This window comes from Halopseudomonas laoshanensis, from assembly GCF_008365385.1.
Lineage (GTDB): Bacteria > Pseudomonadota > Gammaproteobacteria > Pseudomonadales > Pseudomonadaceae > Halopseudomonas > Halopseudomonas laoshanensis.
This window is the reverse complement of record NZ_QOVF01000003.1, coordinates 386,646-404,823: the sequence shown is the minus strand read 5'-3', so window position 1 is coordinate 404,823 and position 18,178 is coordinate 386,646. Positions and strand designations below refer to the sequence as shown.

At 60.7% G+C, this 18,178-nt stretch carries 16 protein-coding genes; 11 read left to right on the top strand and 5 right to left on the bottom strand.

The window, feature by feature from the left end; all coding sequences use genetic code 11:
• Positions 1-195: 195 nt before the first annotated feature.
• From DT594_RS12685 to DT594_RS12675, 3 genes are all read left to right on the top strand, one after another.
• Positions 196-1,032, top strand: coding sequence for a BON domain-containing protein (locus DT594_RS12685; RefSeq protein ID WP_149332999.1), 837 nt, complete (start codon positions 196-198; stop codon positions 1,030-1,032).
• An 80-nt stretch (positions 1,033-1,112) separates the two neighbouring features.
• Positions 1,113-1,547 carry a PA2169 family four-helix-bundle protein gene (locus DT594_RS12680; protein WP_149332998.1) on the top strand — a complete coding sequence of 145 codons (435 nt, stop codon included), beginning with the start codon at positions 1,113-1,115 and terminating at the stop codon, positions 1,545-1,547.
• Positions 1,548-1,655: 108 nt separating this feature from the next.
• A complete protein-coding gene (locus tag DT594_RS12675; protein ID WP_022962111.1) occupies positions 1,656-1,820 on the top strand; it encodes a DUF1328 domain-containing protein in 165 nt (54 codons plus the stop codon).
• An 84-nt stretch (positions 1,821-1,904) separates the two neighbouring features.
• On the opposite strand, the gene DT594_RS12670 is transcribed toward DT594_RS12675, so the two are convergent.
• From DT594_RS12670 to DT594_RS12660, 3 genes are all read right to left on the bottom strand, one after another.
• The gene (locus tag DT594_RS12670) at positions 1,905-3,323 is read right to left on the bottom strand and encodes an efflux transporter outer membrane subunit (protein ID WP_149332997.1); all 1,419 of its coding nucleotides are present in this window, start codon (positions 3,321-3,323) and stop codon (positions 1,905-1,907) included.
• Entirely contained in the window at positions 3,316-6,504 is a 3,189-nt protein-coding gene (locus DT594_RS12665; RefSeq protein ID WP_149332996.1) for an efflux RND transporter permease subunit, read from the bottom strand. The genes DT594_RS12670 and DT594_RS12665 overlap by 8 nt, the downstream gene beginning before the upstream one ends.
• 81 nt (positions 6,505-6,585) lie before the next feature.
• Positions 6,586-7,737 (bottom strand): efflux RND transporter periplasmic adaptor subunit, encoded by a 1,152-nt coding sequence (locus DT594_RS12660; RefSeq protein WP_218574513.1) that lies wholly within the window; start codon positions 7,735-7,737, stop codon positions 6,586-6,588.
• Between the two features lie 336 nt (positions 7,738-8,073).
• Between DT594_RS12660 and DT594_RS12655 the strand changes: the two genes are divergently transcribed.
• Positions 8,074-9,054: an AraC family transcriptional regulator gene (locus DT594_RS12655; RefSeq protein ID WP_149332995.1), complete on the top strand. Its 981-nt coding sequence runs from the start codon at positions 8,074-8,076 to the stop codon at positions 9,052-9,054.
• 52 nt (positions 9,055-9,106) lie between these two features.
• On the opposite strand, the gene DT594_RS12650 is transcribed toward DT594_RS12655, so the two are convergent.
• Both DT594_RS12650 and DT594_RS12645 read right to left on the bottom strand, forming a co-directional pair.
• On the bottom strand, positions 9,107-10,480 hold the full coding sequence (locus DT594_RS12650) for a sensor histidine kinase (RefSeq protein ID WP_149332994.1): 1,374 nt from the start codon (positions 10,478-10,480) through the stop codon (positions 9,107-9,109).
• A complete protein-coding gene (locus DT594_RS12645) occupies positions 10,477-11,145 on the bottom strand; it encodes a response regulator (RefSeq protein WP_149332993.1) in 669 nt (222 codons plus the stop codon). Before DT594_RS12645 ends, DT594_RS12650 begins: the two co-directional genes overlap by 4 nt.
• A 184-nt stretch (positions 11,146-11,329) precedes the next feature.
• Between DT594_RS12645 and DT594_RS12640 the strand changes: the two genes are divergently transcribed.
• The 7 genes from DT594_RS12640 (at position 11,330) to DT594_RS12610 (ending at position 18,168) form a co-directional block, all read left to right on the top strand.
• The gene (locus tag DT594_RS12640; protein ID WP_149332992.1) at positions 11,330-12,592 is read left to right on the top strand and encodes an OprD family porin; all 1,263 of its coding nucleotides are present in this window, start codon (positions 11,330-11,332) and stop codon (positions 12,590-12,592) included.
• Between the two features lie 61 nt (positions 12,593-12,653).
• Complete coding sequence (locus tag DT594_RS12635; protein ID WP_149332991.1) at positions 12,654-13,634, top strand: Bug family tripartite tricarboxylate transporter substrate binding protein; 981 nt, start codon at positions 12,654-12,656, stop codon at positions 13,632-13,634.
• Between the two features lie 96 nt (positions 13,635-13,730).
• Positions 13,731-14,189 (top strand): tripartite tricarboxylate transporter TctB family protein, encoded by a 459-nt coding sequence (locus DT594_RS12630; protein WP_096345386.1) that lies wholly within the window; start codon positions 13,731-13,733, stop codon positions 14,187-14,189.
• A 2-nt stretch (positions 14,190-14,191) separates the two neighbouring features.
• Complete coding sequence (locus DT594_RS12625; protein ID WP_149332990.1) at positions 14,192-15,700, top strand: tripartite tricarboxylate transporter permease; 1,509 nt, start codon at positions 14,192-14,194, stop codon at positions 15,698-15,700.
• Complete coding sequence (locus DT594_RS12620; RefSeq protein ID WP_246164631.1) at positions 15,693-16,730, top strand: AbrB family transcriptional regulator; 1,038 nt, start codon at positions 15,693-15,695, stop codon at positions 16,728-16,730. Before DT594_RS12625 ends, DT594_RS12620 begins: the two co-directional genes overlap by 8 nt.
• Positions 16,731-16,817: 87 nt before the next feature.
• Positions 16,818-17,702 carry an alpha/beta hydrolase family protein gene (locus tag DT594_RS12615; protein WP_149332989.1) on the top strand — a complete coding sequence of 295 codons (885 nt, stop codon included), beginning with the start codon at positions 16,818-16,820 and terminating at the stop codon, positions 17,700-17,702.
• A gap of 34 nt (positions 17,703-17,736) precedes the next feature.
• Positions 17,737-18,168 carry a PaaI family thioesterase gene (locus DT594_RS12610; protein ID WP_096345390.1) on the top strand — a complete coding sequence of 144 codons (432 nt, stop codon included), beginning with the start codon at positions 17,737-17,739 and terminating at the stop codon, positions 18,166-18,168.
• The last annotated feature ends 10 nt before the right edge of the window (positions 18,169-18,178 follow it).

The window sequence follows — 18,178 nt, the reverse complement described above, 5'->3', positions numbered from 1 at the left end:
GCTTGTAAAAGTCGTGCAAGTTGCACGGCATCAAGACCGCGATCATGCAGCCTGCATGCCACCTAGTGCCAGCACTTTTTTGTATCTTACTGATTTATAACATAATTAATTGGCATTTCAGGTTGGCACAGCGCTTGCGATAGTAACGGTACGACTGGGAAACAGTCATTTTGCGATAAAAATTGGAGAATAACGATGTTCAAACTAAAAACTCTCGCCCTGGCCACTGCTACTGCCGGCATCATTGCCCTGTCCCCCATGACCGCATTCGCTGACGACGGCGACACCAGCCGCCAGTTGAGTGAAGCCCGTCAAGAGGGTTCCGTGGTCACTGCTATCGCACTGAACCGCCACCTCAACCCCTTCAAGATTGACGTTGAAGTTGAAAACGGCACCGCTGTACTGACCGGTGAAGTTGAAAGCGACGTTGATCGTGATCTGGCTGAAGAAGTTGCCATGAGCGTTGATGGCGTTCAGAAAGTCGACAATCAACTGACAGTTGATCGCGACGCCGAGCGCAATGAGCGTGACGACAAGTCCATGTCTCAGCGTTTCGACAACGCAACCACCACCGCCAGCGTCAAATCCAAGCTGCTGTGGAACAGCAACACCGAAGGCCTGGACATCAATGTCACCACCATGAACGGTGTCGTTACTCTTGATGGTGTTGCCCAGTCTGAAGAAGCCAAGGACCTGGCCGAGCGTCTGGCTGCCAACACTGATGGCGTGCGTGATGTAGAGAACAACATCACTGTCAGCGCTGAAGCCACTACTGCTGCCAAGGCGCAGAACACTGCTGACGATGCTGGCGACGCAATCAGCGACGCCTGGATCACCAGCAAAGTGAAATCCACTTATCTGCTGAGCAGCAACCTGGATGGCCTGGATATCACCGTTGAGACCAAGAACGGTCAGGTTACTCTGAGCGGCACCGTTGATACCGCAGCCGAGAAAGAGCTGGCAGTTGAAACCGCACGCAACATCCGCGGTGTGACAGATGTAAACGCCTCTGCTCTGAACGTAGCGGGCTAAGAACCAAACCACCGGCCAATTCCGGCCGGTGGCTGCCGTATTCGCCGCCACAAGCGACGTGATGCACCTGGAGAACGACGATGACCAACAAGACCGCACAACTGAACGAACTGATTGAGATCACCCGCGACGGACAGCGTTTTTATGAGCATGCCCGTGAAGAGGTGAAGGATATCGGCTTGCAGAACCTGTTCAGTGACATGGTGCTGGCGAAAACCGAAGTGATCCAGGCGCTGTCGCTGAAAGTGGCGGCCAATCATGAGCAGCCAGCCACGGGTGGCACCTTTGCCGGCAAATGCCGCCAGATCTACGCCGATACCCGTGCAATGATTTCCAGCGATGAAGATGCAACTTACATCGCCCAATTGGAAGAGGCCGAGGACCGTATTCTGCATGCGTTTGAAGACGCACTGGAGGCTTCCGAGGCCGATGTACGCACACTGCTGGTACTGGAAATGCCCAAAGTTCGGGCCTGCCATGACCGCATGCGCGCACTGAAAAAAGCAACAGAGTAATAGAAGGCAACACCAAGGCAGCTCGGGCGCAGTTGGCCTGGAGCAGCCTGAATGGCTGGTCCTAAGCTGGCCTTGGCGGGGCGCAAGCCCTATTTAAGGAGAAACACTATGCTGAGTTGGGCTGTTACTTTTCTTATTATTGCCATTATCGCTGCGGTACTGGGCTTTGGTGGTATCGCAGGCACCGCAACAGGGATCGCCAAGATTTTGTTCCTGGTCTTCCTGGTGCTATTCGTGGTTTCACTGATCCTGGGTCGACGACCTAAGGTTTAGTAGCACCACAAAAAAACGCGCAAAACTCAAAAACCGCTTCCCTGGGGAGCGGTTTTTGCGCATCTGCAGTTTGAGTTTTGTGGTCTAGCCGGCAATGGGGGACCCCGGGGCTCCAGCCAACGCCCGGTACACATTGACCATCGCCAACACCACGTCCGTTTTACTCTGCACCAACCGGTCACGCATCGCGGTCAGCTCCTGCTCGGCGGTCAGCAGTTCGAAATAACCGATAAAGCCCTGATCATAGCGGTCACGTGCCTGTTCCACCGCCTGGGTGGCGGCGTCGGTGGCGCTTTGCAGCAAAGCAGCACGTTCGTGCGACTGCTGGTACCGCAACAACCAGGTTTCAGTCTCTTCCAGAGCCAGCAGCACTGTCTGCCGGTAATCGGCCAGCAACTCAGCGGACTGAGCATCAGCTGCATCGATGCGCGCCTGTACCTGGGCCCGGTCGAGGAAGCTCCAGTCAATCCCCAGTGCCACACGTCCCCTGCTTGCGCCGCCAGTAAACAGGTCCGAGCCATTGCCGGCCAGCGAACCTATCAGGCCGTCCAGGGTAAAGCGCGGGAACAGATCAGCGCTGGCCACGCCAATACGGGCGCTGGCCGCCGCCAGCCGACGTTCGGCGGCCTGAATATCCGGTCGTCGGCGCAACACCTCGCCCGGGCTGCCCGCCGCGATCGATGGACGACTGTCGGGCAGATCCGCAGGAACATGCAGTAAAGGCACCAGCGCGGTAGGCGTCTGCCCGGTCAGCACGCCGATGCGGTGCATTTCTGCGCCGATACCCGCCTTCAACTGCGGAATCACCGCCCGTGTGGCATCCAGCTGGGCACGCGCCCGCACCTGATCGAACAGTGTGCCGCGGCCGGCATCCAGGCGCGCGCTGACGATATCCAGCGATGCCTGCTGCAAACTGACGTTCTCTTCAGCGACCCGCAGCTGTTGCTGCAGACCACGCAGCTGGAAATAGCTGCTGGCCATCTGGCCTGCCAGCGCTACCTGCAATGTCTGCCGGTCCGCACCCGCCGCCTGCAGTTCGGCCTCACTGGCCGCGGTGGCGCGACGCAACCGCCCGAACAGGTCCAGTTCCCAACTCAGCGCGACACCGGCCTGGTACAGCTCCACACTGCGCTCATCCGGCTGGGTACGTTCCACCTCCGCCAGCCGCTGCCCGGCAACACCGGCGCCCGCAGTAACGCTCGGCAACTGATCGCGGCGCGAGCCACGCAACAGTGCTTCAGCCTCCTGGTAACGCGCCAGCGCCGCTTGCAGGCTCTGGTTTTCCGCCAGGGTTTGCTCGATCAGACCTGCTAACAGGGGGTCGTCAAACCCTTCCCAGAACAGCTGCTCATTGCTCGCCACAGCCGTGCCTGCGGTGTCAGCCGGCGCTTGATCGTGGGCGAACTGCTGCAACTGCACCGGCTCCGGGGCCTGGTAGTCCGGGCCTACTGCACAGGCACTGAGCAGCGCTGCCATCGTAAAGAGTCCTGCCAGCTTACTCATGTGATTCTCCTTTCAGTTGCCCTTTCAATTCTGCACCAGCCGTTTCTGGCTTATCTTCAAAACGCTTGGCCAGCGTCCTCAGGGCGACATAGAACACCGGGGTCAGCAGCAGGCCGAACAGGGTCACACCGATCATCCCGGTAAACACGGTGATGCCCATGGCGTTTCGCACCTCGGCACCCGCTCCGGTTGCCAGCACCAGCGGCACGACACCGGCAATAAAGGCCACCGAGGTCATGATGATCGGGCGCAAACGCAGACGGCTGGCCTCCAGTGCGGCGCTAACGGTATCGCGGCCCTGCAATTCCAGTTCGCGAGCGAACTCGACGATAAGGATCGCGTTCTTGCACGCCAGCCCCATCAACACAACCAGGCCAACCTGGACGAAAATGTTGTTGTCACCACCGACCATCCACACGCCGAACAAGGCGGCGAGCAAGCACATCGGCACGATCAGAATCACTGCCAGCGGCATCACCCAGCTTTCATACAGCGCCGCAAGCACCAGGAACACCAGCAGCAGAGCCAGCGGGAACACCACCATGGCGGCATTACCCTGGGTCACCTGCTGGAAGCTCAGGTCGGTCCATTCCAGCGTCATGCCGGCTGGCAACACCTCATCTGCTACGCCCATGACCGCAGCCAAGGTTTGCGCCGAGGACAGCAGGCTCGGGTCGGACTGGCCAATCAGGTCCGCGGCCGGGTAACCGTTGTAGCGGATCACCGGGTCTGGCCCGAAACTCTCGCGCAGCGTGACCATGGTATTGAGCGGCACCATCTCGTTGTTGGCGTTGCGGGTATAAAGGTGGTCGATGTCGCTCGGGTTATCGCGGAACTGCGCATCCGCCTGGGCCATTACCCGGTAGGTACGGCCGAACAGGTTGAAGTCGTTGATGTACTGCGAGCCGAAATACAGCTGCAGGCTGCCGAACAGATCATCCAGTTGCACGCCCTGGGCCTTGGCCTGCATACGGTCGACATCGGCATCCAACTGCGGCACGTTGGCCTGGTAGGAGCTGAACGGGTAGAACATGCCGGGCGTCTCGCTCAGCGCCAGGGCCAGTTCGTTGGTGGCGTTCTGCAGTTCGCCGTAACCGGCGCCGCGACGATCCTGTACGTACAGCGAATACCCCGAACCCGCGCCCAGACCGAACACCGGTGGCGGCATAAAGGTTATGGCGAAGCCTTCGTTGATGCCGCCCAGTTGCGCGTTGATGTCATCGGAGATCGCCTGTGCGGTGCGGTCACGCACCTCGAAGTCGTCGAACACCATAAACACCGTACCTACGTTCGGTGTGTTGGTACCCTGCAGCGCATTGAAGCCGACAAAGGCCAGCGCGTCAGATACGCCTTCTGTCTCCAGTGCCAGCTCACTGACCCGCCGCGCTACCGCTTCGGTACGGTCCAGCGAAGCACCTTCTGGCAAGCGGATACTACCGATCAGGTAAGTCTTGTCCTGAATCGGAATAAAACCGCCGGGCACCTGGGTGAACATCAACGCAGTACCGCCCAACAGGAGTAGATAAACGCCAAAGACCAGGCCGCGTTTACTCAGGCTGCGACCGACCAACGATTCATAGCGTTGCGCATTGCGCAGGAAAAAGCGATTGAACGGACGGAATATCCAGCCAAACAGACGGTTGATGATGCGCGCCGGCAGATCCGGCGGGGCGCCATGCGGTTTCAACAATGCAGCCGCCAGAGCGGGCGACAGGGTCAACGAGTTGATCGCTGAAATCACCGTGGCAATGGCGATGGTCATCGCAAACTGACGGTAGAACTGTCCGGTGATGCCATCCAGAAAGGCCATCGGCACGAATACCGCACAGAGCACCAGACTGATGGCAACGATCGGCCCGCTGACCTCACGCATCGCCTGATGCGCAGCAGCCAGCGGCGACAGTCCTTCCTCGATATTACGTTCGACGTTCTCCACTACCACGATGGCGTCGTCCACCACGATACCAATCGCCAGCACCATGGCGAACAGAGTCAGGGTGTTGATCGAAAAGCCCATCAGCAGCAAGACCGCAAAGGTACCGACAATGGATACCGGTACCGCCAACAGGGGAATCAGCGACGCGCGCCAGGTCTGCAGAAACAGAATCACCACCAGCACCACCAGCGCGACAGCCTCGAGCAAGGTCATGATCACGGCCTTGATCGAGGTGCTGACGAACACGGTCGGGTCGTAAGCTACTTCCCAGCTCAGGCCCTCTGGAAAATCTTCTTCCAGTTCAGCCATTTTTGCCCGTACTGCCGCGGATACGTCCAGGGAGTTGGAGCCGGGCGCCTGGAAAATCGGCAGAGCCACGGCCTGGCGGTTATTCAACAGCGCGCGCAAGGAGTCCTGCGAGGCCGCCAGCTCGACCCGCGCCACGTCCTTGAGCAGCGTCACCTCACCTTCCTCACCGGTTTTCAGAACAATATTTTCGAATTCCTCGACCGACTCCAGACGGCCCTGGGCGTTGATCGAAATCAGCAGATCCGAGCCGTCCGGCATCGGTGGGGCACCGATCTGCCCGGCTGAAACCTGAATGTTCTGCTCGCGCACCGCAGCGCTGATATCACCGGCGGTCACGCCGAGCGCAGCAGCACGCTGTGGGTCTATCCACAGGCGCATGGCGTAGTCGCCGGCACCGAACAGGCCGGCCTGACCGACACCGGAAATGCGTGCCAGCTCGTCACGAATATGCAGCACCGCATAGTTACGTATATAGGTGGCGTCCAGACTGTCATCCGGCGAGGTCAGGTGCACCGCCATCATCAGGTTGGGCGACTGCTTCTGGGTAGTCACGCCGAGCTGGCGCACATCCTCCGGTAGCCGCGGCAACGCCTGGGATACGCGGTTCTGCACCTGCACCTGAGCCTGATCCGGGTCGGTACCCAGGGCAAAGGTCACGGTCAGCGCCAGGCTGCCATCGCTGCCGGCCACCGATTTCATGTAGATCATGTCCTCGACGCCGTTAATGGCTTCTTCCAGCGGCGTGGCCACGGTCTCGGATATGGTCTTGGGGTTGGCACCCGGATAGCTGGCGCTGACCAGCACGCTGGGCGGCACGACCTCGGGATACTCGCTGACCGGCAGCAGCGGAATACTGATCAGCCCGACGACGAAGATAATGATCGACAGCACCGAGGCAAAGATCGGTCTGTCTACGAAGAAACGCGAAAAATTCACGGCAACAGCCTCCCGGAACGCATCCGGAAGACGCGCCCGTATCAGTCAGATGAAGGAAAGGTTAAATGGAGCGCTACTGCCTCACGGCGCTGTCGCGACGACTACAGGTTCCTCGCCACGGCGCATATCCACCTGCTGCGGAACCACTTCAATGCCGGGGAATGCGATCTTCTGCAACCCGTTGACCACCACGCGCTCGCCCGCGGCCAGACCCTCGGTGATTACCAGCAGCCCATCGACCCGGCGGCCGGTTTCGACAATGCGGCGCTCGGCACGATTCTCATCGTCGAGCACATACAGGTAGCGGCGATCCTGGTCAGTCATCACGGCTTTCTGATCAACCAGCAATGCGGCACTGGCCGAGGCCACCGGCATTTCTACCCGGGCAAACTGGCCAGGGCGCAGGGCGCCGTCGGGATTGGCCACCTGTGCGCGGTACTGCAGGGTGCCGGTGCGCGAGTTGTACTGGTTATCGACGAAGTCCAGTTGTCCTTCAAACGGGAAGTCCTGCCCGCCTGGCAGACCGATGCGCACCGGCACGGCCTGACCGTGGGGATTGTCCTGCACGGTTTGCTGATCACTCTCGAAATAGACGTAGAGCGGATCGACCGAAACCAGCGTGGACAGCAAGGTCGCATCGGCGCTGGCCAGATTGCCGCGGGTCACCTGAGCACGGCCAATACGACCGCTGACCGGCGCCTTGACCTGGGTATATTCCAGATCCAGTTGCGCGCTTTGCAAGGACGCCGCAGCTGCATTGACTGCCGCCTGGGCCATGGTCTTGGCCGCATTGCGCTGTTCGAACTCCTCACGGGAGATCGCCCGGCGCTCCCACAATTGCTCGGACCGCGCAGCCTCGCTGCTGGCCAGCGTCAACTGGCTGCGCATGCGCGCCAGTTCTGCCTGGGCCAATTGTTCGCGGGCTTTGTAGGGGCGTGGATCGATAACGAAGAGCACGTCGCCCTCGCTGACCAGCTCGCCTTCTTCAAAACCGACCTTATCTATATAGCCGCTGACGCGCGGGCGCAGTTCCACCGTTTGCGGCGCCTCAACGCGGCCGCTGAAGGCGCCCCACAGGGTCACAGGTTCAGCACGCACTTCGGCGACCTCAACCTCTGGCGGTGGGGGTGCGGCGGAGTTGTCCTGGCCTTGAGCCTCGCAGCCGGCCATAACGGCCAGCAGCAGGGCGCCAAGCAGCGTCACTTTGGCGTCCTTGAAGGTGATTGCTTGCATGTGGTTCTCACTTCCCATCGGGGTCACTGAACATGATCATTTACAGAAAGACGCCGAGGGCGCCTTGGTAGGGGTAAACGATACGATCAGTGCGCCAACGGCGGGTAGCGCATTACTGCCATATGATTGCCTAATTCTATTTAGCCAGAAATAAGCAGTAACGGTGCCTTACCCAAAACAGGTCATCGACTCCAACAATTGCACCGTCATAGGGCTTGTTTCAAGCATGTTTGCGCGATCCTGCCGGTTTATTGCCTAATTCTGCAAAAGTCATACAAGCGTCATCTGCCTTACCTGATCCTGTATATACTACGTGCAAGCCTTTGGAGGTCAATCATGAATACCGTCGCCCACTCAAGTGTTGTTCTCGACCCCGCCCTTAGTTCCACGTCCCTGCCGGTCGAGCCGATGTGCCGCGAGCTGGCCGACCTGGTCGCCGCCAGAATGACCGAAGAAGGTGTCTATGAAACCGACATTCCAGGTCTGGATCTGTTTCGCGTGGATGCGCCTACGAGCTGCATGTCTACCGTTTACGAACCCTCGCTGTGTGTCATCGCCCAGGGCCGCAAGATAGTGCAGTTAGGTGATCGGGAAATCGTCTACGGCGCCCTCAGCTATATGGTCTCCAGTGTTGATCTGCCGGTGAACGGCTATGTGGTCGATGCATCGCCGGAGAACCCGTTTCTGGCAGTGAAGATCAATATCGACCCGGCCGAGGTCGCTGAACTGGTACTGCAGCTGGGCGACGCCGCACCATCAGAACCGGTTGATTGCCCTTATTCGGCCTGCGGCCTCTGCGTGGCCCAGGTCGATCTGGGCATCCTCGATGCCATGACCCGTCTGGTAAGGCTGCTCGATTCGCCCACCGACGCGCGCTTTCTGGCGCCCTTGATCCAGCGCGAGATAATCTACCGCGCGCTGGTGGGCGAAATGGGCTCGCGCATGCGCGAGTTCGTATCCGCCGACAGCCAGTCGCACCGCATTTCCAGGGTAATTTCGGTACTCAAGGACCGATTTGCCGAACCGTTGCGGGTGCGGCAACTGGCCGAAGACGTGAACATGAGTGAGTCGACGCTGTATCACAGCTTCAAGCAGGTCACGCGCATGTCCCCGGTGCAGTTCCAGAAGAAGCTGCGATTGCACGAAGCGCGTCGACTAATGCTTAGCGAGGGCCTGGAAGCGGCCACCGCCAGCTACCGGGTCGGCTACGAAAGCCCCTCGCACTTCAGCCGTGAGTACAGCCGCATGTTCGGCGCGCCACCGCGTGCCGATGTGATCAAATTGCGTGGTGAGACGCGTATGAGTGTGCCTGCCTGAGCATTCGTTTCAGTAGCGGCTGGAGCATCAACCAACCGAGCAATAGCTGAGCTCAGGCAGGGAAACCAACCCTGACCAGCAACCCGCCGAGTGGGCCTTGATGCAAGGTGATCTCGGCGCGGTGGGCACGGCAAATTTCGCCGACGATCGACAGGCCCAACCCGGTGCCTTCGCCCTGGTGATAAAAACGCTGAAAGACCTTTTGCCGCTCGCTCTCGGGGATGCCGGTACCGGTGTCTTCAATCTCCAGCGAGCGCGGCGCGCGCAAGCGCAGAATGACCTGCCCGCCCTTTGGCGTGTGTTGCAGAGCATTGGATATCAGGTTGCTGATCAGCTCCTGCAGCAAGGTCGGTTCGCCCCACACCTCGAACGGCCGCTCCGCCTCCAACGCCAACTCAATACCCTGCGAATGGGCCAGCGGCACCATGCTGATGGCCAACTCCTGCACCAGTGGCTGCATCGCCACCCGCTCGGCACTGCCTTCGGCCACAGCCCGCGCGCCCCGCTCAATGCGCGCCATCGACAGTAGCCGATTCGCCAGCTGAATAGTCCGGTCCGTACTTTGCTGCGCTTCACGCAGCGCCTGTTTCCAGGCCTCGGGCTCGGGAGCACGCAAGCCCAGCTCAATCCGCGCCTTGAGCGCCGCCAGCGGGGTGCGCAGCTCGTGGGAAGCCTCAGCAATAAAGTCGCGCTGGCGCTCGAAGTTCTCACGCAAGCGTCCGGTAAAGTGGTTGATAGAATCGACCAGCGGGGCAACCTCACGCTGCAAGCCCTCGGTACTGATGGGACGCAGATCATCACTGGCGCGCCCCGCGACTTCTTCGCGCAACCGCTTGAGTGGCCGTAATGCAGCGCTGACCGCAAGCCATGCGAGTAGCAGTGCACTGACGGCCAGCAACCCCAGATTGATCAACGACTGGCGTAATAGCGTGTGCGCCATGCGGTCCCGGGCTTCGAGGGTTTCAGCGACGCGAATCTCGGCCATACCCGGATTGGCACCGCCGCTGATCGGCTGCAACAGGCTGACCAGTCGCACACCAGCACCGCGATAATCGGCATCGTAAAAGCGGGCCAGGGCAGGGTAGTTACGGGTCATCTCTACGCTGGCGTCAGGGCCGGGGAGGTCCTCGTAACCGGAGACCGGCTCGCCCTCCAGGTTCAGCACCTCGTAATACAACCGGCCGGTGATGTCGTAGGCGAAATTGTCCAGCGCGATATACGGCACTTCCACCACCAGCTTGCCGTCGTCGTCATACAAGCGCTCGGCGATCGCCCGCGCCGAGGACAGCAACGAGCGATCATAGGCCACATCCGCAGCCCGGCGGGCGTTCCAGTAAGCCGCAGTACTGCCCAGCACCAGCAGGATCGCCAACATCAGCGCCAGGCGCCGTAACAGGCGGCCGCGCAGGCTGCCGGAATCGCTCATGTCTGGACTTCCAGCAGATAGCCCAGGCCGCGGAAGGTAACAATGCGTACCGGGCTGGCTTCCAGCTTGCGCCGCAGCCGCGAGATATAAATTTCGATAGCTTCCGGGTTGGCATCCTGATCCAGCCCGAAGACCTTGCCAGCCAGTTGCTCCTTGCTCATCAGCCGGCCCGGACGGGCAATCAGATTTTCCAGCACGGCGTGTTCGCGTGAAGGCAGTTGCAACGCCTGGCCACACAGCGTGAAGCGTCGGTCATTCAGATCGTAGACCAGCTCACCACACTGTTGCTGACGCTCGCCGCCCATCAGGCTGCGGCGTAGCAGCGCGTTAACGCGCGCCTCCAGCTCACTGAGTTCGAAGGGTTTGGCCAGATAGTCATCGGCGCCCAGGTTCAGCCCGCGCACCCGGTCAGCCACCTCGCCGCGCGCGGTAAGCATCAGCACTGCCAGGGTCTGGCCGCGTTCACGCAACAGGCGCAAAACCTCAAACCCATCCATGCGCGGCAGCCCGACATCGAGGATGGCCAGCGCATAGTCTTCGCTGCGCAGGGCCTGATCAGCGACCACCCCGTCGTGCAGGGTATCCACCGTCCAGCCCCCGGCCTTGAGCATGCGGGTCAGGCTGTCGGCCAGTTCCGGATCATCTTCCACCAGCAAAATGCGCAATGCAGTGCCTCTCGTTTCGCCGCTTTCGACAGAGTGTACACCGCCAAACATGGGCGGCGAGCATGAAAGGTTGGCGAAAGGTTAGCGCTTTAGGATCCCTCTCAAGCTCACCCAAACACCCGGGTGCAGTACGACTCAGGGCGCAGAGATCGCCCGGAACAAAAACAACAATGGAGTTTATCTGATGCAAGCAAAGTTGCACCTCACGCGCCGCCTTCCTGCGGTATTACTGCTTGGCTCGTCGACCCTTATAGCGCAAGGCGTTTCAGCCCAAGGGTTTGTTGAAGACAGCAGCGCGACACTGAGCACCAGCAATATCTATTTCAACCGTGACTTCCGCGAAGGCGATGGCCAGTCCAAACGGGAAGAATGGGCACAGGGTTTTATCCTGCACGTTAAATCCGGCTTTACTCCCGGCACCATTGGCTTCGGCCTGGACGCCCAGGCGATGCTCGGCCTCAAGCTTGACTCCAGCCCGGACCGCACCGGCACCGGCCTGCTGCCGGTACATGATGATGGCCGCGCGCCGGACGAATACAGCAAATTGAATCTGACCGCCAAGGCGCGCGTGTCCGAGTCCACTTTGCTGGTCGGCAGCCTGTTGCCCAAGCTGCCGACGCTGAACCCGAATACCAGCCGGATTCTGCCGCAGACCTTTGAAGGTGGCATGGCGACGATCAATGAATTCGACAACCTGAGCATCAGCATCGGCCGCTTGACCAAAGCCAAGGATCGCAACTCCACCGATGCCGAGGATCTGACCTCGAACAACAAGAACCAGCGTTTCGGCGGCTCGTTCACTTCAGATCATTTCGATTGGGTAGGCCTGGACTACAAGTTCAAGCCGACCCTGGCGGGCAGTTATCACCTGGCACAACTGGATGATATCTACCGCCAACATTTTATCGGCCTGACCCACCAGTTGGCCCTGGGCGAGGGCAGCCTGAAATCCGAGCTGCGCGTGGCCATGTCCGAAGAGCAGGGCGCGGCCCAGGCAGGCGATATCGACAACCAGGCGTGGCAGGCTCTGTTCAGCTATGCCATCGACGGTCATCGCGTTGGTTTCAACCTGCAGAAAATGCGCGGCGATAACGCCTTTCCGTATATCGATGGCAGCAACCCGACTCTGGCCAACTTCGTGCAGATCAACGACTTCGCCGAAGCCGGACAGCGCTCCGCGCAGGTGCGTTATGACTACAACTTTGCCGCCCAGGGCCTGCCCGGCCTGAGCTTTATGAGCCGCTACACCAAGGGCGACCAGGCAGAACTGGTCGCAGGCGGCGAAGGCAAGGATTGGGAACGTGATACCGAGCTGCAGTACGTGATTCAGGCCGGGCCGTTGGAAAATCTTGGCCTGCGCTGGCGCAATGCGTCCTACCGTTCCAGCTATGCCCGTGACGTGGACGAGAACCGTCTGATCGTCAGCTACAGCCTGCCGATCTGGTAAGCGTTGTTTCAGAAAACCCTGCGGCGATATCGCCTAGAATAAGAAACAAGAGGAACCACCCATGAAATCAGTTCTGTGTTCATCCTTGCTGGCCATTGCCTGCCTTGGCATCGCCACTTATACGCTGGCCGACGAGCCCAGCCGCCCAGAGTGTATTGCCCCGGCTTCGCCCGGCGGCGGTTTTGACCTGACCTGCAAGCTGGCGCAGAGCGCGCTGCTGGACAGCAAGAAGCTCAGCCGGCCGATGCGCGTTACCTACATGCCCGGCGGCATCGGCGCTGTGGCCTACAACGCGGTGGTCGCCCAGCGCGCCTCGGAAGGCGGCACCATTACTGCGTTCTCCAGTGGCTCATTGCTCAACCTGGCGCAGGGCAAATTTGGCCGTTTCGATGAAAGCGCGGTGAAGTGGCTGGCCGCCGTAGGCTCCAGCTATGGCGCGATTGCCGTACGTGCCGATTCCGAGTTCAAGACGCTGGATGACCTGATTGCTGCACTGAAAAAAGATCCGTCCAAGGTAGTGATTGGCTCCGGCGGCACCGTCGGCAGTCAGGACTGGATGCAAACTGCGCTGGTCGCGCGCACCGCCGGTATCGATCCGCGCGAATTGCGCTACGTGGCGATGGAAGGAGGTGGGGAACTCGCTACCTCGTTGCTCGGCGGCCACATTGACGTAGCCAGCACCGATATTTCCGACTCCGTGCCGCATATCGAAAGTGGCGGTATCCGCATTCTGGCGGTGCTTGCTGACGAGCGCCTGCCTGGCGATGCCGTAGCCGATATTCCGACGGCCAAGGAGCAGGGCTACGATGTCAGCTGGCCGGTGATCCGCGGCTTCTACATGGGACCGGACGTCAGCGAGGAAGACTACAGCTGGTGGAAGGGCACCTTCGAGGACGTTCTGGCTTCCGAGGACTACGCCACACTGCGCGAGCAGCGCGAACTCTTCCCGTTCTCCATGACCGGGGAAAAGCTCGACACCTACGTCAAGAAGCAGGTCGCCGATTACAAGCAGTTGGCGTCCGAATTCGGCCTGACGCAGTAATCCCAACCGCTAGTGCAACCCGCTAGCTCAACCCCGTAATCCGACCCTGATGGCCGGTGGCGCAATGCCCCGGCCTGTACCCGCGAGGACTCCACCATGTTGTACCACCGCCTGTTTGCGGCGTGCCTGCTATTGGCCTGCGTTGGCCTTGGTCTGACCGCCTGGGGCTATCACGCGCCCTACTCCTATGAGCCGGTCGGGCCACGCGCCTACCCGCTGATGCTGCTGATCCTGCTCGGCGCTGGCGCGCTGCTGCTGGTGTTCAAGCCGGGGCTGGAAACCGGCGATGAACCTGAGCCAAGGATAGTCCCGACGATGCTGCGCAAAACCCTGATTTGCCTAGCGTTGCTGCTGGCTCTGGCGGCGCTGTTCGAGCGGGTCGGGTTCATCGTCACCGCGACCTTGTTTGGCCTGGGCATGGCCCGGCTATTCGGCGGCCGCTGGCTGCCCAGCGCGATCCTCGCCGTGGTATTGGGCATCGGCCTGTACTTCCTGTTTGACCGCATTCTTGACGTGCCCCTGCCCATGGGCGTGCTGGCCGTACTGGAGAACTGATCATGGATACGTTGCAATATCTCGGACAGGGTTTTGGCGTTGCGCTGAGCCCCAATAATCTGATTACCGCCTTGGCGGGTACCACCATCGGCACCATCGTTGGCCTGCTCCCGGGGCTGGGGCCGATCAACGGCGTCGCTCTGCTGATCCCGGTGGCCTTTGCCTTGGGCCTGCCACCCGAGACAGCGCTGATTTTGCTCGCGGCGGTGTATCTGGGTTGTGAATACGGCGGACGTATTTCCTCGATTCTGCTGAACATCCCCGGCGAAGCGTCTGCGGTAATGACCACACTCGACGGTTACCCGCTGGCCCGTCAGGGCAAGGGCGGTATCGCGCTGTCCATCTCGGCCTGGAGCTCCTTTATCGGCGGCATGATCGCGACCGTCGGGGTGGTCGCGTTCGCGCCATTGTTGGCGGGCTGGGCAGTGTCCTTCGGGCCGGCCGAGTATTTCATGCTGATGGTCTTTGCGATTGTCTGCCTGGCCGGCATGGCCGGAGACAAACCAGTGAAGACCGCCGTGGCGGTGCTCATAGGGCTGATGTTGTCGTGCGTGGGCATTGATGCCAACAGCGGCGTCTATCGCTTTACCTTCGGCACACTCGGCTTATCCGACGGCATCCAGTTTGTAGTGCTGGTGCTCGGCCTGTTCAGCATCAGTGAAATTCTCATGCTGCTGGAACGCACTCACCATGGCCAGACCGCGGTCAAGGCCAGCGGGCGTATGCTGTTCAATTTCAAGGAAGGCGCTTCGGTCTTCGCCACCAATATTCGCAGCGGGCTGCTGGGCTTTATCTTCGGCATCCTGCCCGGCGCCGGCGCTACCTTGGCCAGTGCGGTGAGCTATATGTCCGAGAAGCGCATCGCCGGGGCCAGTGGCCGCTTTGGCGAGGGTGATCTGCGGGGTCTGGCCGCGCCGGAAACGGCCAACAGCGCCTCCGCCTGTGGCTCCATGGTGCCGATGCTGACCCTGGGTATTCCCGGCTCCGGCACCACCGCCGTGATGCTCGGCGCCCTGACTCTGTACAACATCACCCCCGGCCCGCTGCTGTTCCAGAACCAGCCGGAAATTGTCTGGGGTCTGATTGCTTCGCTGTTCGTCGCCAACGTGATTCTGATCATCATGAACATCCCGATGATCAACCTGTTCACCCGTATTCTCTCGGTGCCGAACTGGACGCTGGTGCCGGCCATCGCGATCATCACCTCGATCGGCGTTTACGCCGTGCACGCGACCACGTTCGATCTGTTCCTGATGATTGCCATCGGCGTGTTCGGCTATATCCTGCGCAAGCTGGACTTCCCGCTCTCGGCGCTGCTGTTGGGCTTTATCCTCGGCGGCATGATGGAAAGCAACCTGCGTCGCGCGCTGTCCATTTCCGACGGCAATCTGGGCATCCTCTGGAGCAGCCCGATTACCCTGGGTCTCTGGGTGGTGGTGGCCTTTATGGTCGCACTGCCGTTCTGGCGCGCCCATCGCGCTCGCCGCGCGGTGCCACTGACCGATGCCTGACAGGTCCATGTGGCTGGGCCGGGCCAAGCTCTGGTCCACGCCACTGGTTGGGCTGGTGGGCGGCTGGTTAGCCAGCCTGGCTGACTGGCCGCTACCCTGGATGGTCGGCTCCTTACTCGCGGTCATTCTGGTGCGTTGCAGCGGCTGGATGCTGGTCGAACTGCCCGGCGGTCGCCAAACCGGGCAATGGATCGTCGCCAGCGCCATCGGCCTGCATTTCACCGCCCCGGTATTCGAGCAGATCCTCGGCTACTGGTGGGTCATCATTCTCGGTTCCTGTATTACCGTGTTGCTCTGCCTGATCGGCATTGGCGTACTCAGGCGCAGCGGGGTGGATCGGGCGACCGCCTATTTCGCCAGCATGCCCGGAGGCGCCAGCGAAATGGTCGTGCTCGCCCTGCGACACCAGGCCGAGCCAGCCAAAGTCGCCGCCGCGCACAGCCTGCGCCTGTTGATGGTGGTGCTGATCATCCCCGCGCTGTTCACTTTCACCTTGCCCGAAACACCCACACCCGAGCCGGACAGCACTCACTGGGGCTGGCTGGCATTGCTGATGCCGCTGGGCGCAGGCCTGGCCATGCTCTGGCGCCGGCTCGGACAACCCAACCCCTGGATGCTCGGCCCGCTGACCGTCTGCGCGGTGGCCAGCGTCTGGTTTGATCTGGACATAGCACTGCCAGCCGGTGGCGGCGAGCTCGGCCAATGGTTGATTGGCTGCGCGCTGGGTTGCCATTTTGATCGTAAATTCTTCCGCAGCGCCCCGGCCTTCATGCTCAGAGTAGTGCTGTTCACTCTGCTGGCGATGCTGGTGGCGGCGCTCGGCGCCGAGGTACTCAGCTGGTTTGCCGCGGTCGATGACATCAGCCTGATGCTGGGTATGATGCCGGGCGGTATTACCGAGCTGTGCCTGACCGCAGAAGCCTTGCATCTCTCTGTAGCGCTGGTCACTGCCCTGCAGGTATTGCGGCTGTTTCTGGTGATGTTTCTGGCTGAACCTGCCTTTCGCCTGTGGACCCGCCTCCAACCCTGAGGCAAAGTCTCGAAGAATACTTTTGCGTTATAGACCGACCGGTCTATATACTTGCTGGTATCGCAATCGAGAATTTCAGGTGACCGCATGTCTCATTCCCATGGCGACCTCTCCAGGCGTTTTACCCTTATCGCTGCAGATGGCTATGCCCTCGGCGCAACCTTGTTTCCAGCCGACCAGCCGCTGGGGCAAATCCTCGTCGGTAGTGCCACAGGCGTGCCACGGGGCTTCTACCGGCGCTTCGCCGAGTACGCTGCCGCGCGTGGCTACACCACGCTGACGCTGGATTACCGCGGTGTCGGCGAGTCGCGTCCGGCGACGCTGAAGGGTTTCGAGATGGATTATCTTGACTGGGCCCGGCTGGACCTGGCCGCCGCGCTGGAGCATCTGCATCAACCCGAACTGCCCACCTTTATGGTCGGCCATTCATTCGGCGGCCACGCTTTTGGCCTGTTGCCCAACCATAAGCACGTCAGCGGCCTGTACACCTTCGGCACCGGTGCCGGCTGGCATGGCTGGATGCCGCTGGCAGAACGGCTGAAGGTGCTGACCATGTGGCGCGTAATCGGCCCCTTGGTGACCCGTAGCAAGGGCTATCTGGCCTGGAGCAAACTGGGTATGGGCGAGGACCTGCCACTGGGGGTATACCGCCAATGGAAGCGCTGGTGTCGCTACCCGCGCTACTTCTTTGAAGACCCGAGCATGCCCGGGCTGGAAGAACAGTTCGCGCAGATCACCACGCCGATTATTGCGCTGAACGCGACGGACGATCTCTGGGCTTCCCCGGCCTCGCGGGATGCTTTCATGTCGGCCTATCGCCAGGCAGACTATCAAGGGTTGACCTTGATACCCGCCGAGGCTGGGCTTCCGCCCATCGGCCACATGGGCTATTTCCGGCCCAGCGCACAACCGCTTTGGCAGGACGCCCTGAACTGGTTCGATCAGTTGGGCCAGTCCCGTCAGGCAGCCTGAAACGACCTACCGAACGCCCACACAGGAAAGCTAGATGAACCCGAAAGAAATGACCGGCCTGCAAATCATGCAGGCCGCCGCCGCAGGCTTGATTCCGCGCGCACCGATTTCCAGAACCATTCCGATGGAAGTAAAAGAAGTAGAACTCAATCGCGTGGTGTTCGAAGCCACCGCCAATGAAACCCATACCAACCCATTGGGCGGCGTACATGGCGGCTTTGCCGCCACCGTGCTGGATTCGATTACCGGCTGCGCGACCCACACCACCCTGGGTGTCGGCGAAAGCTACGGCACCATCGAGCTGAATGTGAAGATGTGCAAACCCATCCCGTTCAACAAACCGCTGATCGCCGAAGGCAAGGTCATTAACAAGACGCGCCGCCTGGTGATCACCGAAGGCTACATCCGTGATGAAACCGGCTCGCTCTATGCCTACGGCACCGCGACCTGCATGATTATCAGCTGATCGCGGTGCT